Genomic DNA, 22,847 nt, shown 5'->3' on the forward strand with positions numbered 1-22,847 from the left:
GCCTGACGCGGCCGACGTCTGAACGTCAGGCCACGTCGCCGAACACCTGGGCCCCGGGAACGGGGTTGCGCATGATCGCCTGCCAGGCCCGGCCCAGCGCATCCATACCCTGTTCGAGTTGCGCCGTCGGGTTGCCGAGCGGGATGCGCAGAAATCGCTCGAGGGCGCCGTCGAGCCCGAATCGTGGGCCGGCCGTGATGAGCAGCCCCTCGGCGCGCGCCGCCAGCGCGAGCTGCGACGAGACGGGCGAGCCGAGCGAGACCCAGCTCGCGATGCCGCCGGCCACCGGGGGTGCGCTCCACGAGGGAAAGCTCTCGTCGACGATCTGCTGCAGTCGGTCGCGGCCTGCTCTGAGCTGTTCGCGGCGGCCCTCGAGAATGGCCGGCATGTCGTCGAGCATGCGTGTGACGATGAGTTGCTCGAGAACAGGGGTGCCCAGATCGCTCGCCGGTCGGGCTGCGGCGAGCGTGCGGATGAGCCCGGGTTCCGCACGAATCCAGCCCACACGCAGGCCGTCCCAGATGGTCTTTCCGACGGATCCGATCGTCACGACGCTGCGCTCGTCGCCCGGTGTCGCGTACGAGGCGAACGGCAGCAGACTGTCCTCGCGGTCGATGTCGAGCTCTCCCGACGTCTCGTCGATGAGGAGAGTCGTTCCCGCTCTCATGGCCTGATCGATCGTGCGCTCGCGCAGCTCGGCAGACATCGACTCGCCCGTGGGGTTGTGGAAGTCGGGCATGAGGTAGCCCAGCGCCGGAGTCGTGCGGCGCATCAGCTGCTCGAGCGCCGACTCGTCCCACCCTTCGCCGGGAGTGACGCTCACCGGCACGAGCCTCGCCCCTGCCAGTGCGAGCGCCTCATAGGCGTGCGGGTAGCTCGGCAGCTCGACGAGGGCGCGGTCGCCGCGACCGAGGAGGACGCGCGACAGCAGGGCGATCGCGGCCTGAGCCCCGGTGGTCACGAGCACCTGGTCCCGCGTGGTGGGCAGGCCGCGCGTCGTGTAGCGGGCGGCCACGGCGTCGCGCAGTTCGGGAATCCCCTCGAAGTTGTAGCCGGGGCCCTGAAGATAACGACCGAAGTCCTCCATCGATTGCTGCGTCGCCAGGGCGATGCCGGGGCTCGCCGGCATCACCGCCTTGGTGAAATCGAGGAAGGCTCCCCCGGCGTCGACGGCGAGGCTCGCCCGGCCGGGCACCCGGGTCACACTGCCAGACCCTCGGACACTCGTGGTGTAACCGCCCTCGCGTAGCTCGCGGTACGCGCTCGTGACCAGCGTTCTGCTCACCTCGAGCGCCTGAGCCAGTTCCCGTTCGGCGGGGAGCCGCGTTCCGGCGGGAATGCGTCCGTCGAGCACGAGAAGCCGGATGCGGTCGAACAGCGCCTGGTACAGGGGTCCGCCGCCGTCTTTCCAGTCGCCGAGGAGGGAGCGCAGTGCACGGGTACCGAGGAGCGCGTCAGACATGCGACCACTTTAGCCAGATTGGCTTCTTGATCTAAAGCCAATTCTGCAATTGGATTCATGAATGACCTTCTCGTTCACCCGCCGCCTTGCTCGCCTCATCTCCGGTCTCGCGTTGTACGCCTTCGCCGACGCCCTGATGATCCGAGCAGCCCTCGGCGTCGATCCGTGGACGGTCTTCGCCCAGGGACTGGTGGTTCAGACCGGCCTGGGGTTCGGCCTGCTCACGAACATCATCGGCGGGCTCGTGCTTCTGCTGTGGATCCCGTTGCGGCAGAGACCCGGACTCGGCACCGTGTTGAACGTTCTTCTCATCGGCCCCTTCATCGAACTGAGCCTGTGGATCCTGCCGGCGATGCCCAACGTTTGGGCTCAGGCCGGCATGTTCACCGCGGGTCTCGTGCTGCTCGCGGTCGCGAGCGGCATCTACATCGGGGCGCAGATGGGCCCGGGGCCGCGCGACGGGCTGATGACCGGCATCCACAATCGCTTCGGATGGCCCATCTGGGTGGGCCGCTTCGGGGTCGAGGCCACCGTGCTGCTTATCGGCTGGCTGCTGGGCGGCAACGTCGGGCTGGGAACGCTGGCGTTCGCGCTCCTGATCGGGCCACTCTGCAACATCACCCTCCCCTTGATGGGCGTGCGCTCTGGCAGACTGGCCGCGGCAGCCAAGCCTGCCCCATCACCGAGGAGCCCCGATGACCAACCCGTACCGGCCAGGTAGCACTCGCACCAATCCCCTGGCGATCGTCTCGCTGATCTCGGCGTTCGTGCTCTCGCTCGTCGCCGTGATCACCGGCCACCTCGCCCTGCGCCAGATCAAGCGCACAGGAGAAGGCGGCCGCGGACTCGCCATCGCCGGCGTGACCATCGGCTACGCCGGGCTCGTCGCCGGCATCGTCGTCATCGCTGTCTTCATCACCGGCGGCATCGCGGCCGTGAACGATCAGCTCGCCGAGCCTGAGCCCTCAGGCGCTTCGACGAGCGAGGTGTACGAACTGCCGTCGCCCTCGCTCGCCGAGGGCCGCGACTGGACGGGAACAATTACGATCAACGGCCAGGACGTCGACGTCACGCTCGACGGAGCGGCCGCTCCCCAGGCCGTCTCGTCGTTTCTCGCCCTCGGCGACGACGGCTTCTTCGACGGCACCTCGTGCCACCGCCTCGTGACTCAGGGAATCTACGTGCTGCAGTGCGGAGACCCTACGGGCACAGGCACGGGCGGCCCCGGCTACTCCTACGGCCCGATCGAGAATGCGCCGAAAGACGACGTCTATCCGGCCGGCACGCTCGCCATGGCCCGCATCGGCGGCGACGGCGAGAGCATGGGCAGCCAGTTCTTCATCGTCTACGACGACTCGACCATCCCGTCGGATGCCGCGGGCGGCTACACCGTGCTCGGCACCATCACGGGTGGACTCGACGTGGTCACGGGGATCGCGGACAAGGGAACGAAGAGCGGCGCCAGCGACGGAGCCCCCGCCGACCCCGCCGTGATCGACGGGGTCAGCTTCGAGTAGTCGCAGCGCCTGCTACTGCTGCTGCGCTACGCCCGCGAGCGCAGCAGCGTGAACGAACCACCCGAGACGATCAGGGTCGTGACTGCGCCTTCGACGACCTGAGCGGGATCGCTGGAAGTCGCCAGCTCCCACTCCGCTCCCGGCGCCTCCGGCACCTGGAACTCGACGCCGTTCTCGGCGGCATTCAGCAGCAGGGCGAACGAGTCCGCCCCCTCGTGGGTGAACACGAGCGTCTCGGTGCGGGCGTTCGGGTTGTCCCAGTCGTGGTCGTCGAAGCTCTCGCCGTCGCTTCGGACGATCTCCACGGCGTCGGCGGCGATCGCATCCGGCACCTCTGACAGCACCTCGGGGGCCTGACGGAACCAGTTCGGGCGGAGGGCCGGGCTCTCGGCACGCAGAGCGATCAGGGCTCGGGTGAACTCGAGCAGCTCCTCGTCGACGTTCGCCCAGTCGAACCACGAGATCTCATCGTCCTGGCAGTAGGCGTTGTTGTTGCCACCCTGGGTGCGCCCGAGCTCGTCGCCACCGAGGATCATGGGCACTCCGGCGGAGAGGAGCAGGGTTGCGAGCAGATTCCGTCGTCTGCGGTCGCGGCGGGTGTTGATGCCCTCGTCCTCGGTCGGGCCCTCGGCCCCTCCATTCGACGACTTGTTGTCGCTCTCGCCGTCTTGGTTGTCTTCGCCGTTCGCCGCGTTGTGCTTCGAGTTGTACGACGTGAGGTCGTGCAGGGTGAATCCGTCGTGCGCGGTGATGAAGTTGACGCTCGACAGCGGCGAGCGCCTCGACGCCTCGTAGACATCGGGCGATCCGAGGATGCGCTGCGAGACCGTGCCCAGCACGGAATCGGTGCCGTTCCAGAAGTCGCGAACATCATCGCGGAACTTGCCGTTCCACTCCGACCAGTCGGCGGGGAAGCCGCCCACCTGATAGCCGGCGGTGTCCCAGGGCTCGGCGATCATCTTCACCGGCGCGAGCACCGGGTCCTGCGAGATCAGCGTGAGGAAGGCGCTGTGGATCTCGGCATCGCCGCCCTGGCGGGTGAGCGTGGTCGCCAGGTCGAAGCGGAAGCCGTCGACGTGCATCTCGGTCACCCAGTAGCGCAGGCTGTCCATGATCAGGCCGAGTGCGGCCGGGTGGCTGACGTTCAGGCTGTTGCCCGTGCCCGTCGTGTCGAAGTAGTGCGCCTCGTCGCCCTCGACCAGACGGTAGTACGCGGCGTTGTCGATGCCCTTGAAGCTGAGCGTCGGACCGAGGTCGTTGCCCTCCGCCGTGTGGTTGTAGACCACATCGAGGATCACCTCGAGACCGGCCGCGTGGATGGCCTTGACCATCTCTTTGAACTCGGTGACCTGCCCGCCTGCCTGGCCCGCGGCATCCGACACGTATTCGTTGTGCGGCGCGAAGAAGCCGATCGAGTTGTAACCCCAGTAGTTGCGGAGACCCTTCTCAGTGAGGTGACTGTCCTGCACGAACTGGTGCACGGGCAGCAGCTCGACAGCGGTGACGCCGAGATCGGTCAGGTGCTTCAGGGCGGCCGGATGCGCGAGGCCCGCGTAGGTGCCGCGGATCTCCTCGGGCACCTCGGGGTGCAGCTTCGTGAAGCCCTTCACGTGGGTCTCGTAGATGACCGACTGCGCGAGGGGCGTGCGCGGGGCCTCGTCATCGGCCCAGTCGAACGACGAGTCGGTGATGACGCAGCGAGGGCTGTGCGGGGCGGAGTCCGAGTCGTTCCGCGTGCTCGGCTCGTTCATGTCGTGACCGAAGAACGACTGGTTGTCGGCCGCCCAGTCGTAGCCGCCCTCGATCGCCGTGGCGTGCGGGTCGAGAAGCAGCTTGTTCACGTTGTGGCGCAGGCCGGCCTCCGGGTTCCATGCGCCGTCGACCCGAACGCCGTAGCGCGTTCCGACGCCGACGCCGTCGACGAAACCGTGGAAGACGTGGCCGGTGCGCTGCGGAAGTTCGACACGGCGCTCTTCTCCGTCGTCGTCGAAGACGCTCACGTAGACGACATCGGCCGTCTCGGAGTAGAGGGCGAAGTTGTAGTGGCCGTCGATGAGGGAGAAGCCGAGGGGATAGGGAAGGGTGCGGGCGGTGGCCATCGGTGATCCTGTCTGAAGTAGTGCGAAACAATCGCCTTCGCAGGATAGAAGCGTGCGGCGGATGGCGCCTCATCAGGGCCGGGGGCTAGCGCTCGAACGATTCTTGTGGTGTAGATCTTCGCCAGATCGCCTCGACGCGTTGCAATCCCCCCTTCGGGCCACACGCCGGATCTCTAGGCTCGGCGGCGATACAGCACACACCGTAGAGGAGATCCCATGTCGTCATACACCTCGCCGCCCGCAACCGGGCGGAGCAGCGAACCGCCCATCGACCAGCCCTACTACGGTGCCCCCATCGGAGCCGCGGTAAAACGTTTCTTCGCGAAGTACGCGACGTTCTCCGGCCGGGCCAGCCGCAGCGAGTACTGGTGGTGGACGCTCGTCGTCATCATCGTCAGCATCGTTCTGAACGTCCTGTCGCTCGCCCTCGGCGGAAGCGGCATCGGCCAGGGCGACACGAGCTCGATGACGGCGGGGGCCACCGTCATCACGGTCATCGCCAGCCTGTGGACTCTCGCCACGATCATCCCCACGCTCGCGCTCGCATGGCGCCGACTGCACGACACGAACCGCAGCGGCGCCTGGTACCTGCTGGTCCTGATCCCGCTCATCGGATCGATCATCCTGATCGTCTGGTTCGCCAGCGCGGCGAAGCCCGAGGGCCAGCGCTTCGACCGTTAGCCTGTTCGGCTCCCGGCGCCTGCGAGCACCGGGAGCCGGACGGCTGTCGACTAGGCGCCGATGAGCCTCTGGGCCAGGTAGCCCTGCAGGCGATCGAGCGACACGCGCTCCTGCGCCATCGAGTCGCGCTCGCGCACGGTCACGGCATTGTCTTCGAGGGATTCGAAGTCGACCGTGATCGCGAACGGCGTGCCGATCTCGTCTTGACGACGGTAGCGGCGACCGATGGCTCCGGCGTCGTCGAAGTCGACGTTCCAGCTCTGGCGCAGATCCTGCGCGACCTTGCGGGCGAGCGGCGAGAGCGCCTCGTTGCGCGACAGCGGAAGCACCGCGGCCTTTACGGGGGCGATGCGCGGGTCGAGCTTGAGCACGGTGCGCTTGTCGACGCCGCCCTTCGAGTTGGGAGCCTCGTCTTCGTGGTACGAGTCGACCAGGAACGCCATGAGCGCCCGGGTCAGGCCGAACGAGGGCTCGATCACGTAGGGGATCCACCGCTCGTTCGACGTCTGGTCGAAGTACGACAGGTCGGTGCCCGACGCCTCGGAGTGCGTCTTGAGGTCGAAGTCGGTGCGGTTGGCGACACCCATGAGCTCGCCCCACTGGCTGCCCGGGAACTGGAAGCGGTACTCGATGTCGACCGTGCGCTTGGAGTAGTGCGACAGCTTCTCTTGGGGGTGCTCGAACTGGCGGATGTTCTCGGGGTTGATGCCGAGTCCGATGAACCACTCCCAGCTCTGGTCGATCCAGTACTGGTGCGCCTCTTCATCGGTGCCGGGCTGAACGAAGTACTCCATCTCCATCTGCTCGAACTCGCGGGTGCGGAAGATGAAGTTTCCGGGGGTGATCTCGTTGCGGAACGCCTTGCCGACCTGGGCGATGCCGAACGGCGGCTTCTGCCTCGAGGTGTTGAGCACCGTGGCGAAGTCCACGAAGATCCCCTGGGCGGTCTCGGGTCGAAGATAGGCCATTCCGGACTCGTCCTCGAGCACCCCGAGCGTGGTCTTCAGCATTCCCGAGAACTTCTTGACCTCGGACCACTGGCCCACGTTGCCGGTGTCGGGGTCGCGCACGTCGGCGAGGCCGTTGACCGGCGGATGTCCGTGCTTGGCCTCGTAGGCCTCGAGCAGGTGGTCGGCGCGGTAGCGCTTGTTGGTCGCGAGCGACTCGACCATCGGGTCGTTGAAGACCTCGACGTGGCCGGAGGCCTCCCAGACCTGGCGGGGAAGGATGACGGCGGAGTCGAGACCCACGACGTTGTCGCGGCTCTGCACCATGAACTTCCACCACTGCCGCTTGATGTTCTCTTTGAGCTCGACACCGAGGGGCCCGTAGTCCCAGGCACTGCGAGTGCCGCCATAGATCTCTCCGGTGGGAAAGACGAATCCTCGGCGCTTGGCGAGGGCAATGACAGAATCAAGAGGAGATGTGGGCATAACGGCTTCCGTAAGTCGCCCACCGGCCGGCTGCCAGCGGGTGGATAAGCCACAATCTTATGGGAGGGGCCATGGGAGACCGCGACACCGAGCATTGGCTCCGCCAGCACGGATTGCCTTACTTCGTGGCGCCGCGCGCTCGATCGCGAGCACTTCTGGCACGCACCGCCCCGTTTCTCGTCTTCGCCCTGTCTTTCGATGTGCTGAGTTCGGTGGTCCTCGAGGTCACCATCGATCTCGACACGGTCTCGGCGAGCGAGCTGACCCTGGCCCTCATCGCGTTGCTGCTCGTCATCGCCGTCCCCGTCGTTCCGGCCCTGCTCGGCCTCTGGACCTCTCGGCTTCTGCGCTCCCGGGCGGGTGCGAAGAGACCGGTCGCCCTCGTTTCGCTGGCGCTCTATCTCGTGGTCGATCCCCTGCTCTTCGGCGCGCTCGGGTTCGACGATCCCGTCGATACCCTCGGTCAGAATGCGGCGGTCGCCGTCGCCGCCCTCGCCCTCACCTGGCTCGGAATCGGGGCACTGCTCGCGTGGGCGCTGCGGGCGGCCCTCCGCCAATTCGGGGCTCTGGGCCAACTGGCGACACGGGCGCTGCCCATCCTGATGCTCGTGGTGGTCTTCGCCTATTTCGCTCGGGCCCTGTGGGAGGTGACGGCGAGCATGACCGTGCCGCGACTCGTCGGCGTCGCCGTCTTCTTCGTCGTTCTCGGCCTCTTGTTCGCCGTTCCCATCATGCGCAAGGAGCTGTCCACCCTCGGTCGGGCCCCCGAGACGGAGGGCCCTCCCTTGACGCCGCTCGAGCGATTCAACCTCGGCGTCGTCATGGTCATGGCACAGGCCTTTCAAGTGGCACTCTTCGCCGCCCTGGTCTGCGTGTTCCTCGTCGTGCTCGGCACACTCGCGTTCAGCGACGAGGTGCTGAACAGCTGGCTCGGCGGCCACGGTGACAACGCGCAGGTGCTGGGTGTCGATCTGCCCGTGCGAACGGCGATGCTGAAGACCGCCGTGTTCCTCAGCTGCGTCTCGTCTCTCAACTTCCTCGTCTCCGTATCGACCGCCCCCGCGTACCGGGCCTCCTTCTACGACCCGCTGCTCGACGGAGCTCGCGAGGCACTCGCCGTTCGCGCGGCCTACAGAGCCGGTCGATGACCTCTCTCCTCGACCTCGACATCCGCACCGGCCCCGGTCTCTGGATCGTCGACGCCCTCGCCCTCGCCACCCTCGGGGCGCTCGTCGTGCGCCGGCCCGCTCGACGGTGGATGCGGGTGGTCGGCATCGGCGCGATCGCGGGCCTCCTCGTCGGCCTGGCCGTCGTCTTGGTCGTGCAAGATCTTCTCGACGTCTTCAACTCACCCATCAGCACCGTCTCTCGAAGCTGGATCTACGCCGCCTCGGCAGCATGCGGCCTCGCCGTCGCGAGCGTGCGCGTGACAAGAGGCTGGCGTCGCGCCGTGGCCATCTTCGCCGTGCCGTGGTTCGTCGTCACCGCCGCCCTCGGGGTGAATGCGGGGTTCGGCCTCGAGCCGACGCTCGGCGACCTGATCGGGGTCGAGACGCAGCCGCCGCTGACGGTGCCACCCCTTGTTCCACGCACCTCGTCGGACGCCGACGACTCGATTCCGCTGGCGGCTCGGTGGACGCCGCGCGGCGATCTGCCAGGTTCCCGAACGGGTCGGGTCTCTATCCCCGCCACATCGTCGGACTTCACCGCACGAGATGCCGTCGTGTGGCTGCCACCGGCTGCTCTCGTCGACGACCCGCCCGACCTCCCCGTGGTCGTGCTCATGATGGGCCAACCCGGCAGCCCCAGCGTCGACATCATCGGAGACGTGCTCGACGAGTTCGCCGCCGATCACTCGGGGCTCGCACCCATCGTCGTCTCCGTCGATCAGCTCGGCGGGGCCGATACGAACAACCCGCTGTGCATCGACGGCTACCAGGGTGACGCGCGGCGGTATCTGTCGGCCGACGTGCCCGCCTTCATCAGATCCACATTCAACGTGCAGGATGCGCGGGAGGCGTGGACAGTGGCCGGCTTCTCGAACGGCGGCATCTGAGCGTGCACGACCGCTGTCCATCCTGGATACGCACCACTTCACCGACACCTGGGCCATCTTCGCAAGCGGGGAATTCGACGAGCCCTACCTCGGGGCATCCAGAACCCTCGCGAGGGCGGCCACGGCCGCGGGAATGACGACGAGTCTCGCGATATCGCCCGGCACATCTCACGGTGGAGCGACCCTCGAATACGGTCTGCGCCACGCCTTCGAGACGCTGTATCCCCGGCTGGGCCTGTCGACGGAGTGAATCATGGCCGCACGCTCACCGCAGCCACATTGACATGGGGTTCGCGCGGAGTAGTGTTCTCACTCGTGACTAACGAAGTCAAGTCGGCAAAACGCTGGTTTATCGGCGAACCGCTCCCGACCGACAAACTCGAAGGGCAGCTTCTTCCGAAGCGGCTCGCGCTGCCCATCTTCGCCAGCGATCCCCTCTCCTCCGTGGCATATGCGCCTCAGGAGCTGCTGATGATCCTGCTCATCGGCGGTCTCGCGTTTCTGAGCTTCGCGCCCTGGGTCGCTGCGGCCGTGGTGCTCCTGCTCGTGGTCGTCGTCGCCTCGTACCGTCAACTCGTCAAGGCATACCCCTCCGGCGGGGGCGACTACGAGGTGGCACACAAGAACCTGGGTGAGAAGGCGGGACTCGTCGTCGCATCCGCGCTGCTGGTCGACTACGTCCTGACGGTGGCCGTGTCGGTCGCCTCCGGAGTCGACAACATCATCTCGGCACTGCCGTTTCTCAACCCCTACCGGGTCGAGATCGCCGTCTTCTTCGTGATCGTGCTCGCCGCCGTGAATCTGCGCGGCGTCGCCGAATCGAGCAAGGCCTTCGCCATTCCGACCTATCTGTTCGTGGGCAGCGTGGCACTGATGATCGTCTCCGGGCTGGCGCAGGCCATACTCGGCAACGCCCCGGTCGCCGAATCGGCCGACTACGGCGTCAAGGCAGAGGGCCTGACGCAGGCCGCGGTCATCCTGCTCCTCCTGCGAGCGTTCTCGAGCGGCTGCAGCGCCCTCACCGGCGTCGAGGCCATCTCCAATGGAGTACCCGCGTTTCGCACCCCCAAGGTGAAGAACGCGCAGCGCACACTCGTTCTGATGGGCAGCATCGCCATCGTCCTCTTCGCCGGTCTCGTGACCCTCGCCCTGATCGCGCGCGTGCACTACGCCGAGAACGCGTGCCACCTCATCGGTTTCCAGAACTGCGAGAGTCAGCCGCAGCGCAGCCTCATCGCGCAGATCGCCTCGGCCGTCTTCGGCAACAACTCCGTACTGTTCTACGTGATCCAGGCCGCCACCGCCGCAGTTCTGCTGCTGGCCGCGAACACGGCCTTCAACGGCTTCCCGCTGCTCGGCTCCGTTCTGGCCAAAGACTCCTATGCTCCGAAATCGCTGCTCACGCGCGGCGACCGTCTCGTCTTCTCCAACGGCGTCCTCATCCTCGGGCTGTTCGCCACGCTCATCATCGTGGTCTACCAGGCCAGCCTCACCCACCTGATCCAGCTCTACATCATCGGCGTCTTCGTATCGTTCACCCTGGGTCAGACCGGCATGGTCAAACACTGGTGGGGCATGCTGAAGGGGGGATGCTCGAACCGCGGGGCCGTGTGGCGAGGCCTAGCGATCAACGCCTTCGGTGCCCTCCTCACCGCCGTGGTCCTCATCGTGGTGACCATCACGAAGTTCACGCACGGCGCCTGGCTGGTCTTCGCCATCATGCCCGTGCTCTACGTTCTGATGCTCGGCGTCAACCGCTACTACCGCGATGTGAGCAAAGAGATCGAGGTCGACGCGACGACGACCTTCGGCGCCGACGGCGACCACGCGATCGTTCTCGTCGGTCGCATGCAGAAGCCCGTTCTCAAGGCTCTCGACTACGCGATCGCGGCCCAGCACGACAGCATCGAGGCCGTGCACCTCTCGATCGACGACGAGTCGACCAATGCCCTCGAGAAGGCGTGGAAAGAGATGAACATCTCTGTGCCTCTCAAGATCATCGTGTCGCCCTACCGAGACGTCGCCGAACCTCTCTGCCAGTACATCGCCAAGCGCCGAACGATCCACGGCTCCGAAGTCGTGACCGTCTACACGCCCATCTACATCGTCGGCCACTGGTGGGAGACCCTCCTGCACAATCACAAGGCTCGTCGCATCCGCAAGCGCCTGATGCTGGTGCACGGAGTCACCATCGCCCTGGTGCCGTGGCTCCTCGACTCCTCCGAGGTCATCTACGGCCGCCGGTCGCGCCCGTTGCCGGGAGCCGAGCGCCGAGGCGAGCCGGTGCGCCCTGTTGCGCGCACGCCCCGCCAGGAACGGCGACACGCAAGGTCGCAGCAACAGTAGGTGCTAAACTGGCGCAAGTTTTGTAAGTTATTCGACTCCCGGGTGGCGTTCTCATCCCCCGGCCCGAGAGGTGAGGGGGTCTCGCATGGGGCGCGGCCGTCAAAAAGCTAAGCACACCAAGGTTGCTCGCGAGCTGAAGTATTTCAGTCCCGACACCAACTACTCCGCGCTCGAGCGCGAATTGAGCCACCCCTCCGACGGTGAGCCCGACTACTCCAAGTGGATCGACGAAGACGAAGACGAGTCCGAACTCGACGGCGTCACGGTTGTGAACCCCGAGTTGCTCGACACCGACGAGCCGCGCCAGAAGCGCGCCTAGTTCGTCGAATCCTCGTCGAGCTGAGCAGAGCCGGTCTCCGTCTCGCCGTCGACACGCTCGCTGGTCGTCATGACGACAGTTCGTGCGCGGCGGGTCGACGCCCGGTCGACGGCCACAGCCACGCCGGCCGACAGCCCGACGAACACGGTCACGAGGATGATTCCGACGAACCCGAAGACCTGAGCCCGAGAGTAGTTCGGCGTCTCGGGAAACACGAAGGTCAGAATCAGCGTGATGAGAATCGCGAGAACGACCCCCACGGCGATGAACCGCACGAAGCGAGGCGATCGCCTCACCACAACATCGTGTGTTGTGTCGGCAGGAACAGAAGAAGTCGAGTCGTCGGGATGAGCCACACCCTATTGTCTCGCACATTGCCGCGTGGTCGCCGTGCCTCGAGAGCATAATCGTGTGATGGAGTTCGAGCGGGCCGTCCTCGCCCTCCGCGCCGCGGGATGCGTCTTCGCCGAAGACGAAGCGCAGCTGCTCGTCGAGGCGACGAGCACGGGTCGTACGATCGATCGCAATGCCCTCGAGGAGCTGATCGCCCGTCGCGTCTCGGGCGTTCCGCTGGAGCACATCCTCGGCTGGGCCGAATTCGCCGGCGTGCGGGTTCTGGTCGACGAGGGGGTGTTCGTTCCGCGTCGCCGAACCGAGTTCCTCGCTAGTCGCGGCGCCGAGCTGGCACGGGAGCACGAGCATCCGGTCGTTCTCGATCTCTGCTGCGGGTCGGGCGCCATCGCCCTCGCGGTGCGAGAGTCGCGGGGTCGTTCACCATGGGCCGCAGAGATCTACGCGGCCGACATCGATCCGCGCGCGGTCGCCACGGCCCGACGCAATCTCCCGCATCCGGCTGTCGTGGTCTGCGGCGATCTGTTCGAGCCGCTCCCTCGCACACTGCGCGGTCGCGTCGACGTGCTCGTCTGCAACACCCCGTATGTGCCGACGGATGCGATCGGCTCGATGCCGCCCGAGGCTCGGCTCTTCGAGGCGACATATGCGCTCGATGGAGGCGGCGACGGACTCGACGTGCAGCGCCGCGTGGCGGCCGAGTGCCGTGCCTGGCTCGCTCCCGGCGGCCACGTTCTGGTCGAGGCGAGTGAGCAGCAGGCGCCGCGATCGGTCGAGCTGTTCGAGCGGGTGGGGCTCAGGAGCCGCATCGAGTACTCCGACGATCACGACACCTCGATCGTGATCTCGACGAATCCGCGCTAGGGCCGACCGAACGGATGCAGTGAGGCACGCGCTCCGCGACGAACGGCATCCGTGACCGAGTCGAGCGTGGCAGATGCGAGATTCCAGCGCTGCCAGAACAGGCGCACTTCGGTGAAGCTGCCGGGCGCCAACTCCACGAGGCGTCCCGCCGCGAGCTCGGCTGCGCACTGCTGCTCGGGAAGCATGGCCCAGCCGAACCCCAACACGACCGAGCGGGCGAAGTCGCTCGAGGTGGGAACGAAGTGCCGAGCCTGCGCTGCCGGATCGGCGTCACCCGCAGCGCGACGCACGAAATCCGCCTGCAACTCGTCTCGCCTGTCGAAGTCCACCCTCGGCGCGCGGATAAGCGACGACGGGTCGCTCGGTTCGATCGCGTTGTCAGCCTGGAACCGGGGCGTGCATACCGCTCGGTAACGCATGGCTCCCAGCGGTTCGACAGAACACCCTTGCACAGGGCCCGACGTCGACGTCACCGCAGCCATCACGGTTCCCGAACGCAGCAGCGAGGTCGTGTGCTCCTGGTCTTCGCGATGGATGTCGAAGACAACACGGCCCGTCACGGCCAGGGGCGCCACGGCCTCGAGGAACCAGGTCGCCAGACTGTCCGCGTTCACTGCGATCGTGAGCGCGACCGCGCCGTCACCCTGGTCTGCGTGCAAGGCCGAGCGAGCATCGGCGTCGAGAAGAGCGACCTGCCGCGCCAGCCGCAAGACGACCGAACCCGCCTCCGTCGGCGCCACGGGTGTCGTGCGCTGCAGCAGGATCTGCCCCGACGACTGTTCGAGGGACTTGACGCGTTGCGAGACCGCCGAGGGCGTCACGCGCAAGCGGCGGGCAGCGGCATCGAAGCTCCCCTCTTCGACCACGGCGAGGACGGTCTGCAGGTGCTCCAGGTGAAACGCTGGCATTAGCTCTCCTAATCCTTCGTAAGAAAGATTAGCTGTACCGCGATTCGAGATTCTCCTACGGTCAGAGCATGACCCTCGAGACCACCCTCCTCCCCGCCCTCTTCGGCCTCGGCACCGGGCTCGCGCTGATCATCGCGATCGGCGCGCAGAACGCCTTCGTGCTGCGGCTCGGGATCGCGGCGCGGGTGCGCATCGTCGCCCTGATCGTCGCCATCTGCGCCGTCTCCGACGCCGTGCTCATCGCCGCCGGAGTCCTGGGAATCGGTGTCGTGATCGAGAAGGCTCCGATCGCGCTGGTGATCATCCGGATCGTCGGATCGGCCTTCCTCATCGGCTACGGGCTGCTGGCCGCCCGACGAGTCTTCCGCCCACAGACGCTCGAACCTTCTACGCAGCACGGTTCGATCTCGGTCAAGACCGCGGCGCTGACGGCGCTGGCTCTGACCTGGCTCAACCCTCACGTGTATCTCGACACCATCGTCTTCCTCGGATCGGTCGCGAACCAGCAGGGCGCGGCGGAGCGCTGGTGGTGGGCCGGCGGAGCGATGCTCGGCAGCATCCTCTGGTTCAGCGCCCTCGGCTTCGGCGCGCGCCTGCTGCGACCGTTCTTCGCACGGCCGAACTCGTGGCGCATCCTGGATGCCCTGATCGCCGTCGTGATGCTGGCCCTCGGCATCCGGATGGCCGTCGGGTTCTGACTCCGCGCTACCCCGCCTGGTTAGGCTGACAGAATGACCGCTGTCACGCTCATCCGCTCGGATTCCCTCGCTCAGTCGGCTCCGTATGCGTACGCCTCGACCGCTCCCGCAGACGCGAGGCTCGTCTTTCTCGCGGGCGCCTGCCCTCTCGGTGCGGACGGCGACGTCGCGGCTCGCGGAGACATCGCCGCCCAGGCGAGGCTGTGCATGCAGAACCTCGAAACGGCCCTTGCGGCGGCGGGCGCGAATCTCGACGACGTTCTGTCGACGCGCGTCCTCGTCGCGACGACTCGACAGCCGGACCTCGTGGTCGCGTGGGATGTCGTACGCGAGGCGTTCGGCGATCACGACGCCCCGAGCACGCTTCTCGGCGTGACCGTGCTGGGCTATCCGCATCAGCTGGTCGAGGTCGAGGCGATCGCCGCGGTGCGCGACTGATCTAGGGGCGCTCGACCGGCACGTAGCCGGTGAGGTCGGCGCGTTGCCCAGACGCATGGATGCGCGCGGCGGCGATGCCGTCGGCCCACGCGAGCCGGCCGGTCGCCAGCTCGAGCCAGGTCGCCGCATCCATCTCGACCACATTGGGCGGAGTGCCGCGGGTGTGGCCGGGGCCCTCGATGCACTGCACCGCGCCGAACGGCGGCACCCGGACCTCGACGGTGTTGCCCTGAGCCGCGTCTGCGAGACACTGCAGAAGATAGCGCGTAGCCGTGGCGGTCGCGTCCCGCGAAGCGGCGTCGCCCTGTGCCGTGGTGGCCGCGATGGCGGCCTCTCCGTCGAGAGTTCGAATGCGTGTCTTTGCCATAGTTCTCAGGGTAAGACGCGCGGTCCGAGAAATTCTTCGAAGCTAAGCTGTGGCTGTGAAGATTCTTGTCCTCGGATCCGGCGCGCGCGAGCATGCCATCATCACCGCGCTCCTCGCCGAGCCCGGTCAGCACGACATCGTTGCGGCACCCGGCAACGCCGGTATCGCACTCGTCGTTCCCGTCGTCGGCATCGATGCCGACGATCCGGATGCCGTGGTCGATTTCGCGCAGGACGGTGACATCGACCTGGTGGTCGTCGGGCCCGAGGCACCTCTGGTGGCCGGAGTGGCCGATGCGCTGCGCAGCCGGGGAATTCCGGTGTTCGGGCCGAGCCGCGAGGCCGCGGCACTCGAGGGCAGCAAGACCTTCGCGAAGCACATCATGGCCGAGGCCGGCGTGCCGACCGGCCGCGCCGAACGCGCCGGCACGATCGCCGATGCCGAGCGGGTGCTCGACGAATTCGGCGCGCCCTACGTGGTCAAGGCCGACGGGCTCGCTGCAGGCAAGGGCGTTCTCGTCACCGAGAGCCGCGATGCCGCCCTGGATCACGCGCGGCACTGGCTGAGCCACGGCGAGATCCTCATCGAAGAGTTCCTCGACGGAGAAGAGGTCTCGCTCTTCCTGCTCAGTGACGGGCACACCGTGCGCCCCTTGTCGCCAGCTCAGGACTACAAACGACTCGCAGACGGCGACGCGGGGCCGAATACCGGAGGCATGGGCGCGTACTCGCCGCTTCCCTGGCTCGACGAGCGCTTCGGCAGCGAAGACGCCTTCGTCGACGAGGTCATCGACACGATCGCTCTTCCCACCATCAGGCAGCTCGCCGCGGAGGAGAAGCCGTTCATCGGTCTGCTCTACTGCGGCCTGATCCTCACCCGCGACGGCATTCGCGTCATCGAATTCAACGCGCGCTTCGGTGATCCCGAGACGCAGGTCGTGCTGCCCCGGCTCGAGACACCGCTGAGCGAGCTTCTCTTCGCGGCGGCGAGCGGCACGCTCGTCGATCAACCCCGACCCGCGTTCTCGACCGATGTGGCGGTCACCGTCGTCGTCGCCAGCGAGAACTACCCGGGCACGCCGGTCACCGGACGTGTGCTCACCGGCCTCTCCGAGGCCGAGACGGTCGCCGGTACGCACATCGCTCACGCCGCTACTGCCGTGAAGAACGGGGAGTTCGTCGCGACGGGAGGACGAGTGCTGAGTGTCGTCTCCACCGCATCCGATTTCGCCGAGGCGAGGCGCCGCGCATACGAGGCCATCGAACTCATCGGACTCGAAGGGTCTCAGCACCGCACCGACATCGCGGCCAAGGTGGCGACGGCATGACGATCGAGATCGAAGGATTCACCGACGTCTACAGCGGCAAGGTGCGCGACCTCTACATTCCCACCGACGCCGTCAGCATCGATGACGCCGACACGCTGCTGGTCGTCGCAAGCGACAGGGTCAGCGCATACGACCACGTGCTCGAGCCCGGCATCCCGGGCAAGGGCGAGCTGCTCACCACGCTGAGCCTGTGGTGGTTCGATCAGCTCACCGGCGTTCCGAACCACCTCGTGGGCAGTCAAGACGACGTTCCGGTCGAGGTCGCCGGCCGAGCGATGCTCGTGAAGCCCCTCGATATGTTCCCGATCGAGTGCGTGGTGCGCGGTTACCTCTCGGGCTCCGGCTGGAAGGAGTACCAGGAGTCGCAGTCGGTCTGCGGCGTCGCCCTGCCGTCAGGTCTTGCGAACGGCGACAGACTACCCGAACCCATCTACACCCCGGCGTTCAAGGCCGAGCTGGGCGATCACGACGAGAACATCACGTTCGAGCGCACGATCGAGCTCGTCGGCCTCGACGTGGCCGAACGCCTGCGTGACCTCTCGCTCGAGATCTACTCACGGGCATCCGCTATTGCCGAAGCCCACGGAATCATCCTCGCCGACACGAAGTTCGAGTTCGGCGCCGACCGCACCACCGGCGAGATCACCCTGGCCGATGAGGTTCTCACGAGCGACTCGAGCAGGTACTGGGACGCCGAGGCCTATGCTGCGGGTGACCGACTCGCCAGCTTCGACAAGCAGATCGTACGCAACTGGCTCTCTGCCAACTGGGACACCACCGATCCGAACGCAGGTCCTCCGCCGGAGCTGCCCCGGCAGATCGTCGAACAGACGGCAGCGCGCTATCGCGAGCTGCTCGCGCGACTCACCGCGTAGCCGCGCGGCGGCACGCCTCGTGTCGGGCGTGATGGATGGTGCCTGTCGACCAGCACCATCCATCACTCCTGAGTCACCGCCGCCTCGCCGATATCAAGGCAGGTCGCGCGACGGGCGCCTCGGTTGGCAGCGCTGTCGCGCCCGCGTCACCGAAGGCGCGGAGGGCGGAGCGTACGAGTGCTCCACTCCACACCTCCGGATGCGGCACGCTCGGGTCGACCAACAGACAGTCGAGCCGGGTGGGGTGCAGAGCGTCGGCCGGCCCCCACCAGATCGCCCGGGCGAGCGGGCGACCGTCGAGGAAGGCGAGCCACGTCCACTCGTCACGGTACGTACCGGCATCCTGGCCGGCGAGGAACTGCAGAGCGTCTACCCACGGATCAGGTCCGGGAGAAGAGAAAGAAAGAACGGCGCCGAGGTCGGAGCCGGTGGTTGAACGAAACACGAGAGTGTCCTCCGAGAGAAGTGGAGGCGCTGCTCGGCTCGGTTCAGTCGATGACAACCGAAGGGAGGAGCGCCTGGATAAGGGTGTGTGCGTAGAAATCGCGTGACGCGATCGCATTGTTCTTGTCCATTGCCATCAACTCCCTTCCTTAGATCGTGGACGCCCGGGTTGGCGTGCTCACCGACAGTAGCGCTTGATCTCCGCCGATCTCAAGCTCTCGTTACAGTTCCGATATATTCTTCTGGTCGCATATGAGACCAGGATGGCCCTCGATTACTCGGCGAAGCGGCCGACGAGTCGCACCGCACCCCCGTCGACACCCTTCGCACCCTGCTCGAATCCGTCGAGGTCACGCTGGCCCAGCGACACGACGCCTGCCTGCCAGGTCGGGATGCCATCGGCCGTCAGGGCGGCGGAGATCGCGTCGGACGCGTCTGCCTTGACGACCGCGAACATGCCGATGCCCAGGTTCCAGGTGCCCTCCGAGCTCTCGAGGGTCGACGCAGCGAGGTCTGAGAGCACGCGGAAGACCGGCGCGGGAGACCAGGTCGACCGCTCCACCTCGACCCACGACCCCCGGGGAAGAACCCGCGCGAGATTCGCGGCGATTCCGCCTCCGGTGACGTGCGACAGCGAGTGAACGGAGCCCGCAAGCGCAGGGTCGCCGAGCACGCGCAGCAGCGGCGAGGTGTAGAGACGGGTGGGCTCGAGAAGGACCTCGCCGACGACGCCGCCGAATTCGGTCGACGAATCGGTGTATCCGATTCCGCGAGACGAGAGGATGTGACGCACGAGGGAGAACCCGTTCGAGTGCAGTCCCGACGACGCGAGGGCGAGCACGACGTCGCCGTCTTCGACGAGGTGCGCGCCGAGCAGGGCGTCGGCCTCGACTGCTCCCACCGCAGCGCCCGCGACGTCGTAGTCGTCGGGGCCGAGCAGGCCAGGGTGCTCCGCCGTCTCGCCACCGACGAGTGCGGTGCCGGTCTCGGAGCAGGCACGCGCGATACCGGCGACGATGTCTGCGATGCGCTGGGGAACGACCTTGCCACAAGCGATGTAGTCCGTCATGAAGAGCGGGGTGGCACCGACGACGATGATGTCGTCGACGACCATGCCCACCAGGTCTTGTCCGATGGTGTCGTGCTTGTCGATGGCCTGCGCGATGGCCACCTTCGTGCCCACGCCATCGGTCGACGTGGCCAGCAGCGGTCGATCGAACTGCTTGAGGGCGGAGACATCGAACAGACCGGCGAAACCGCCGAATCCGCCCACGACCTGGGGGCCGTGCGTGTTCGAGACCGCTGTCTTCATCAGCTCGACGGCGAGGTCTCCGGCGTGGGTGTCGACGCCGGCCTGGGCATAGCTGTTGCTCATGCTCATCATTCTTCCCTATGTGCGCCACCTGCGACTCTCGTAGCAACATCTGTAAACCCCCTGCCGCGCTGTCGGTCGACGGGAGTAGCGTGTTCATCGATGGTGGCCAGACATCCACCGTGGGAGGAGAACCGATGGGTATCAACGACGAGGACATCACATCAGGAACCGACAACGCAGGCGAAGGCCCCGCTGATGGCGGAGCCAACGTAGGCGGACACGACGGTGGCGCGGACGGCGCGGCCTCTGCGGGCGAAGGCCCGGCAGACGGCGGAGCCAACCCCGACGGCCACGACGGCGGAGCCGACGGATCGGCCGACGAGGGAGAGGGCACCGCTGATGGCGGAGCCAACCCCGGCGGTCACGACGGCGGAGCCGACGGATCGGCGTGATGAACCCTAGCCCTCACGAAGCGAGGGCCGAGCGCGGGTCGGGAAACCGGCCCGCGCTTTCTCGCTGCATCAGCATCGGCGCCGACGAGTTCGCCGCCGACTACTGGGGCCAAGGCCCCCTCCTATCTCGGGCAGACAGCCTCGAGCGCGACTTCTCAGACCTCTTCTCGAGCGATGCGGTCGACGAGCTCGTCTCGGAGCGCGGCCTCCGCACGCCCTTCATGCGCATGGCGATAGAAGGCCAGGTGCTCGCGAAAGATCGGTTCACTGCTCCGGGAGGATTCGGCGCCGAGATCGCCGACCAGATCTCGAGCGACAAGGTGCTGACCGAGTTCGCGGCCGGTGCCACGATCGTCTTGCAGGGCCTGCATCGCACATGGCCCCCGATCATCGATTTCACCACGCGCCTGCTGGCCGACCTCGGGCATCCCGTTCAGGTGAACGCCTACGTCACTCCCGCATCGTCTCGAGGCTTCGATCCGCACTACGACGTGCACGATGTGTTCGTTCTGCAGATCGCGGGCGAGAAGCGCTGGCGAATCCACTCCCCCGTGCATCCCGACCCGCTGGCCGATCAGCCCTGGTCCCAGCACGCGAAGGCTGTCGCCGACGAGGCGACGAACGCACCCGTCATCGACGAAGTACTCCAGCCCGGCGACGTTCTGTACCTTCCGCGCGGCTGGATCCACTCGGCAGAAGCGCTCGGTGACACGTCGGTGCATCTCACGATCGGTATGAGCGCCTTCACCCGGGCCGACCTCGTCTCCCAGGTCATCGCGAAGACGCGCGCCGACGCATCCCTTCGCTCGTCGCTGCCCCTCGGCCTCGACCTCGGCGATCCGGATGCCCTCGCGGGCGTTCTCGCCGAAACGCTGGCCGATCTCGTCGCCGCCATCCACGACGACCCGCTCACACCCGACGCTGCGGCCGCATCACTCGCACGCCGATTCACGAACATCACCCGGCCCGAGCCGGTGCGCCCGCTCGCGACCGTCGCGGGCCTCGCGCATCTCGACGTCGCATCCGTGGTTCGCTGGCGTCTCGGGCTCGCAGGTCGCGTCGAGGCGCGAGGAGACACCGTGAGCCTCACGGCCGGCGCCCGTACGCTCTCACTGCCGCTCGTGGCCCACACCGCCCTCGAACGGCTGCTGCTCGGAGAGTCGACGCCGGTAGGCGCGCTGCCCGGACTCGACGACGAAGACGCCATCGTGGTGTGCCGCAGATTGGTACGCGAGGGTGTTCTGGTGCTCGAGGCGTGACCGACCTCAGCGCTCGGCAGGTGCTGCCCGACTGGCGACCGTGCAGCGATCGCTCCCGCGAGCGCGGTGATCCCCTGCCGGGCACGGGTTCTCGAGGAACAGAGTGGTTTCTCGTCGAGATCTCCGGAGCGTGGGGCCAGCACGCCTTTCTCGAATCCACGTTGCCGACGGACGTCGGTCGCGCGCTGGTGAAGAGAGTCGAGTCGCTCGGCATGCGGCCGCTCGCCATTCGCAGAACCGGCAAGCGCGAGCCGCAGGACGGCTACCGCTGGGCCCTCGTCGACTCGCGACCCGGCTCGGAGGGCGTGAAGTGGGGATGGGTCGAGACGGCCGAAGAGCTGCTCGACGTTCCTCTCGACGGCTCGGTGGGAGTCGTCTCGCACAAGCCGATCGTCGCCGTCTGCGCCCATGCGCGGCACGACCAGTGCTGTGCGGTGCGCGGACGCCAGGTCGTGAAGACCCTCGCCGAGTCCTTTCCCGACGAGACGTGGGAGTGCTCCCACCTGGGCGGAGACCGTTTCGCCGGCACCCTGGTGTTGCTGCCGCACGGCCTCTACTACGGTCGAGCAGACGGGGCGGACGCGGTGGGTCTCGTCACCCGCTACCTCGAGGGCCGGGTCGATGAACGCTTCTTCCGCGGCCGCAGCTCCCTGCCGAACGCGGTGCAGGCCGCGCAGCACCACGCTCGGGCCACCCTCGACGATGAGCGCATCGACATCCTCGGCCCGACCTCGGCCCAATTCGCCGACGGAGTCTGGCGCATCGAGCTCGAGTACCCCGCCGCCACCATCAAGGTGATGCTGGCCGAGACGCTGTCAGAGCCTCTGCTGTCGACCTGCTCCGCCACCCGACCGGGCCGCAGCCGCGAATACCGCCTGCTGTCGGTCGAGATCGCCGACGCCCCGTCGCAGTGACCCTGCGAATCGGCACGAGCGGGTGGAGCTATGACCACTGGCAGGACGTGCTGTATCCGCCTGGCCTCGCGACGGCGAAGCGCCTCGCGGTGTACACGGCCGAGTTCGACACCGTAGAACTGAACGCCAGCTTTTACCGCTGGCCCCGCGAGACGACCTTCGCGGGGTGGCACGACAGGCTGCCGCCGGGGTTCGAGCTCGCCGTGAAGGCGCCACGCGGCCTGACGCACGGCCGCCGCCTCTACTCGCCCGAGCCCTGGCCCGAGCGCATCCGCCGCGCCATGCACGCGCTCGGCGACCGTCGGGGACCGCTGCTGGTGCAGCTGCCGCCCAATCTCGAACGCGACGACGCCCGTCTCGACTACTTCCTCGGCACCCTGCCCGACTGGATGCGCGTGGTCGTGGAGCCGCGCCACACCAGTTGGTTCGACGAGAGCGTCTACGAGCTGCTGGAGAGGCACGGCGCCGCGCTCTGCGTGATGAGCGGCGCCGGCCTTCCCTGCATTCTGCGCGCGACCGCGCCGTTCGTGTATGTGCGCCTGCACGGACCCGACACGGGCACGCTCTATGCCGGGTCGTACTCGGATGACGATCTGGCATGGTGGGCCGATCGCATCCGGGAGTGGCAGGCGCAGGGCCGGGATGTCTCGGCCTACTTCAACAACGATGGCGCGGGGCACGCGGTGCGCAACGCCCGCACGCTCCGCGCCATGCTGCTCTAG

The 22,847-nt window shown here is 67.1% G+C and carries 24 protein-coding genes; 16 read left to right on the forward strand and 8 right to left on the reverse strand.

Annotation, left to right across the window (positions count from 1 at the left end; genetic code table 11):
• Window positions 1-25: 25 nt before the first annotated feature.
• Window positions 26-1,462, reverse strand: a complete 1,437-nt coding sequence (gene yczR, locus ASE64_RS08265) for a MocR-like transcription factor YczR (RefSeq protein ID WP_055778653.1) — start codon at window positions 1,460-1,462, stop codon at window positions 26-28.
• A 61-nt stretch (window positions 1,463-1,523) separates the two neighbouring features.
• On the opposite strand from yczR, the gene yczE reads away from it, so the two are divergent.
• Window positions 1,524-2,183 (forward strand): membrane protein YczE, encoded by a 660-nt coding sequence (gene yczE, locus ASE64_RS08270; RefSeq protein ID WP_055778656.1) that lies wholly within the window; start codon window positions 1,524-1,526, stop codon window positions 2,181-2,183.
• The gene (locus ASE64_RS17890) at window positions 2,158-2,979 is read left to right on the forward strand and encodes a peptidylprolyl isomerase (protein WP_082466002.1); all 822 of its coding nucleotides are present in this window, start codon (window positions 2,158-2,160) and stop codon (window positions 2,977-2,979) included. Before yczE ends, ASE64_RS17890 begins: the two co-directional genes overlap by 26 nt.
• Before the next feature lie 26 nt (window positions 2,980-3,005).
• Here ASE64_RS17890 and glgX read toward each other — a convergent pair whose 3' ends face one another.
• Window positions 3,006-5,078 (reverse strand): glycogen debranching protein GlgX, encoded by a 2,073-nt coding sequence (glgX, locus tag ASE64_RS08280; RefSeq protein WP_055778658.1) that lies wholly within the window; start codon window positions 5,076-5,078, stop codon window positions 3,006-3,008.
• A gap of 216 nt (window positions 5,079-5,294) precedes the next feature.
• Between glgX and ASE64_RS08285 the strand changes: the two genes are divergently transcribed.
• Window positions 5,295-5,759 (forward strand): DUF805 domain-containing protein, encoded by a 465-nt coding sequence (locus tag ASE64_RS08285; RefSeq protein ID WP_055778661.1) that lies wholly within the window; start codon window positions 5,295-5,297, stop codon window positions 5,757-5,759.
• Window positions 5,760-5,809: 50 nt separating this feature from the next.
• Here ASE64_RS08285 and ASE64_RS08290 read toward each other — a convergent pair whose 3' ends face one another.
• Complete coding sequence (locus tag ASE64_RS08290; RefSeq protein ID WP_055778663.1) at window positions 5,810-7,192, reverse strand: glycine--tRNA ligase; 1,383 nt, start codon at window positions 7,190-7,192, stop codon at window positions 5,810-5,812.
• 71 nt (window positions 7,193-7,263) lie between these two features.
• Between ASE64_RS08290 and ASE64_RS08295 the strand changes: the two genes are divergently transcribed.
• The 4 genes from ASE64_RS08295 (at window position 7,264) to ASE64_RS08310 (ending at window position 11,913) form a co-directional block, all read left to right on the forward strand.
• Window positions 7,264-8,340 (forward strand): hypothetical protein, encoded by a 1,077-nt coding sequence (locus tag ASE64_RS08295; RefSeq protein ID WP_055778666.1) that lies wholly within the window; start codon window positions 7,264-7,266, stop codon window positions 8,338-8,340.
• Window positions 8,337-9,248 carry a hypothetical protein gene (locus ASE64_RS08300; protein WP_055778669.1) on the forward strand — a complete coding sequence of 304 codons (912 nt, stop codon included), beginning with the start codon at window positions 8,337-8,339 and terminating at the stop codon, window positions 9,246-9,248. The genes ASE64_RS08295 and ASE64_RS08300 overlap by 4 nt, the downstream gene beginning before the upstream one ends.
• 315 nt (window positions 9,249-9,563) lie before the next feature.
• Window positions 9,564-11,594 (forward strand): APC family permease, encoded by a 2,031-nt coding sequence (locus tag ASE64_RS08305; RefSeq protein WP_235480539.1) that lies wholly within the window; start codon window positions 9,564-9,566, stop codon window positions 11,592-11,594.
• An 85-nt stretch (window positions 11,595-11,679) separates the two neighbouring features.
• Entirely contained in the window at window positions 11,680-11,913 is a 234-nt protein-coding gene (locus tag ASE64_RS08310) for a DUF3073 domain-containing protein (protein ID WP_055778674.1), read from the forward strand.
• On the opposite strand, the gene ASE64_RS08315 is transcribed toward ASE64_RS08310, so the two are convergent.
• Window positions 11,910-12,209 carry a hypothetical protein gene (locus ASE64_RS08315; protein ID WP_235480540.1) on the reverse strand — a complete coding sequence of 100 codons (300 nt, stop codon included), beginning with the start codon at window positions 12,207-12,209 and terminating at the stop codon, window positions 11,910-11,912. The two genes, ASE64_RS08310 and ASE64_RS08315, sit on opposite strands and share 4 nt — an antisense overlap.
• A gap of 118 nt (window positions 12,210-12,327) precedes the next feature.
• Between ASE64_RS08315 and ASE64_RS08320 the strand changes: the two genes are divergently transcribed.
• On the forward strand, window positions 12,328-13,128 hold the full coding sequence (locus tag ASE64_RS08320; protein WP_055778678.1) for a putative protein N(5)-glutamine methyltransferase: 801 nt from the start codon (window positions 12,328-12,330) through the stop codon (window positions 13,126-13,128).
• Here the strand turns inward: ASE64_RS08320 and ASE64_RS08325 are convergent.
• On the reverse strand, window positions 13,125-14,036 hold the full coding sequence (locus ASE64_RS08325; RefSeq protein ID WP_055778681.1) for a LysR family transcriptional regulator ArgP: 912 nt from the start codon (window positions 14,034-14,036) through the stop codon (window positions 13,125-13,127). The genes ASE64_RS08320 and ASE64_RS08325 overlap by 4 nt on opposite strands.
• A 68-nt stretch (window positions 14,037-14,104) precedes the next feature.
• On the opposite strand from ASE64_RS08325, the gene ASE64_RS08330 reads away from it, so the two are divergent.
• Both ASE64_RS08330 and ASE64_RS08335 read left to right on the forward strand, forming a co-directional pair.
• Window positions 14,105-14,734, forward strand: coding sequence for a LysE/ArgO family amino acid transporter (locus tag ASE64_RS08330; protein WP_055778684.1), 630 nt, complete (start codon window positions 14,105-14,107; stop codon window positions 14,732-14,734).
• Between the two features lie 33 nt (window positions 14,735-14,767).
• Window positions 14,768-15,172 (forward strand): RidA family protein, encoded by a 405-nt coding sequence (locus ASE64_RS08335; RefSeq protein WP_055778687.1) that lies wholly within the window; start codon window positions 14,768-14,770, stop codon window positions 15,170-15,172.
• Between the two features lies 1 nt (window position 15,173).
• On the opposite strand, the gene ASE64_RS08340 is transcribed toward ASE64_RS08335, so the two are convergent.
• Window positions 15,174-15,539 (reverse strand): sterol carrier family protein, encoded by a 366-nt coding sequence (locus tag ASE64_RS08340; RefSeq protein WP_055778690.1) that lies wholly within the window; start codon window positions 15,537-15,539, stop codon window positions 15,174-15,176.
• Window positions 15,540-15,594: 55 nt separating this feature from the next.
• Between ASE64_RS08340 and purD the strand changes: the two genes are divergently transcribed.
• The gene (gene purD, locus ASE64_RS08345; protein WP_055779830.1) at window positions 15,595-16,866 is read left to right on the forward strand and encodes a phosphoribosylamine--glycine ligase; all 1,272 of its coding nucleotides are present in this window, start codon (window positions 15,595-15,597) and stop codon (window positions 16,864-16,866) included.
• On the forward strand, window positions 16,863-17,741 hold the full coding sequence (locus tag ASE64_RS08350) for a phosphoribosylaminoimidazolesuccinocarboxamide synthase (protein WP_055778694.1): 879 nt from the start codon (window positions 16,863-16,865) through the stop codon (window positions 17,739-17,741). The genes purD and ASE64_RS08350 overlap by 4 nt, the downstream gene beginning before the upstream one ends.
• Before the next feature lie 73 nt (window positions 17,742-17,814).
• On the opposite strand, the gene ASE64_RS08355 is transcribed toward ASE64_RS08350, so the two are convergent.
• Entirely contained in the window at window positions 17,815-18,186 is a 372-nt protein-coding gene (locus tag ASE64_RS08355; protein ID WP_055778697.1) for a hypothetical protein, read from the reverse strand.
• A 273-nt stretch (window positions 18,187-18,459) separates the two neighbouring features.
• Entirely contained in the window at window positions 18,460-19,566 is a 1,107-nt protein-coding gene (gene purM, locus ASE64_RS08360; RefSeq protein ID WP_055779833.1) for a phosphoribosylformylglycinamidine cyclo-ligase, read from the reverse strand.
• Between the two features lie 128 nt (window positions 19,567-19,694).
• Between purM and ASE64_RS08365 the strand changes: the two genes are divergently transcribed.
• The 4 genes from ASE64_RS08365 to ASE64_RS08380 are packed head-to-tail and all read left to right on the forward strand — an operon-like array spanning window position 19,695 to window position 22,847.
• Window positions 19,695-19,952, forward strand: a complete 258-nt coding sequence (locus tag ASE64_RS08365; RefSeq protein ID WP_055779836.1) for a hypothetical protein — start codon at window positions 19,695-19,697, stop codon at window positions 19,950-19,952.
• Window positions 19,952-21,211: a cupin domain-containing protein gene (locus tag ASE64_RS08370; protein ID WP_055778699.1), complete on the forward strand. Its 1,260-nt coding sequence runs from the start codon at window positions 19,952-19,954 to the stop codon at window positions 21,209-21,211. The genes ASE64_RS08365 and ASE64_RS08370 overlap by 1 nt, the downstream gene beginning before the upstream one ends.
• Window positions 21,208-22,125, forward strand: a complete 918-nt coding sequence (locus tag ASE64_RS08375) for a sucrase ferredoxin (RefSeq protein ID WP_235480541.1) — start codon at window positions 21,208-21,210, stop codon at window positions 22,123-22,125. The genes ASE64_RS08370 and ASE64_RS08375 overlap by 4 nt, the downstream gene beginning before the upstream one ends.
• Window positions 22,122-22,847, forward strand: a complete 726-nt coding sequence (locus ASE64_RS08380) for a DUF72 domain-containing protein (protein WP_055778702.1) — start codon at window positions 22,122-22,124, stop codon at window positions 22,845-22,847. The genes ASE64_RS08375 and ASE64_RS08380 overlap by 4 nt, the downstream gene beginning before the upstream one ends.

The sequence above is a fragment of the Agreia sp. Leaf210 genome (assembly GCF_001421485.1).
GTDB lineage: Bacteria > Actinomycetota > Actinomycetes > Actinomycetales > Microbacteriaceae > Agreia.

Coding starts and splice junctions, on each gene's coding strand:
- ASE64_RS08295 (WP_055778666.1), top strand. CDS start 7,264: ATGGGAGACCGCGACACCGAGCATTGGCTCCGCCAGCACGGATTGCCT.
- ASE64_RS17890 (WP_082466002.1), top strand. CDS start 2,158: ATGACCAACCCGTACCGGCCAGGTAGCACTCGCACCAATCCCCTGGCG.
- ASE64_RS08350 (WP_055778694.1), top strand. CDS start 16,863: ATGACGATCGAGATCGAAGGATTCACCGACGTCTACAGCGGCAAGGTG.
- ASE64_RS08320 (WP_055778678.1), top strand. CDS start 12,328: ATGGAGTTCGAGCGGGCCGTCCTCGCCCTCCGCGCCGCGGGATGCGTC.
- yczE (WP_055778656.1), top strand. CDS start 1,524: ATGACCTTCTCGTTCACCCGCCGCCTTGCTCGCCTCATCTCCGGTCTC.
- ASE64_RS08370 (WP_055778699.1), top strand. CDS start 19,952: ATGAACCCTAGCCCTCACGAAGCGAGGGCCGAGCGCGGGTCGGGAAAC.
- ASE64_RS08310 (WP_055778674.1), top strand. CDS start 11,680: ATGGGGCGCGGCCGTCAAAAAGCTAAGCACACCAAGGTTGCTCGCGAG.
- ASE64_RS08365 (WP_055779836.1), top strand. CDS start 19,695: ATGGGTATCAACGACGAGGACATCACATCAGGAACCGACAACGCAGGC.
- purM (WP_055779833.1), bottom strand. CDS start 19,566: ATGAGCATGAGCAACAGCTATGCCCAGGCCGGCGTCGACACCCACGCC.
- ASE64_RS08285 (WP_055778661.1), top strand. CDS start 5,295: ATGTCGTCATACACCTCGCCGCCCGCAACCGGGCGGAGCAGCGAACCG.
- ASE64_RS08325 (WP_055778681.1), bottom strand. CDS start 14,036: ATGCCAGCGTTTCACCTGGAGCACCTGCAGACCGTCCTCGCCGTGGTC.
- ASE64_RS08290 (WP_055778663.1), bottom strand. CDS start 7,192: ATGCCCACATCTCCTCTTGATTCTGTCATTGCCCTCGCCAAGCGCCGA.
- ASE64_RS08300 (WP_055778669.1), top strand. CDS start 8,337: ATGACCTCTCTCCTCGACCTCGACATCCGCACCGGCCCCGGTCTCTGG.
- ASE64_RS08330 (WP_055778684.1), top strand. CDS start 14,105: ATGACCCTCGAGACCACCCTCCTCCCCGCCCTCTTCGGCCTCGGCACC.
- yczR (WP_055778653.1), bottom strand. CDS start 1,462: ATGTCTGACGCGCTCCTCGGTACCCGTGCACTGCGCTCCCTCCTCGGC.
- glgX (WP_055778658.1), bottom strand. CDS start 5,078: ATGGCCACCGCCCGCACCCTTCCCTATCCCCTCGGCTTCTCCCTCATC.
- ASE64_RS08340 (WP_055778690.1), bottom strand. CDS start 15,539: ATGGCAAAGACACGCATTCGAACTCTCGACGGAGAGGCCGCCATCGCG.
- ASE64_RS08335 (WP_055778687.1), top strand. CDS start 14,768: ATGACCGCTGTCACGCTCATCCGCTCGGATTCCCTCGCTCAGTCGGCT.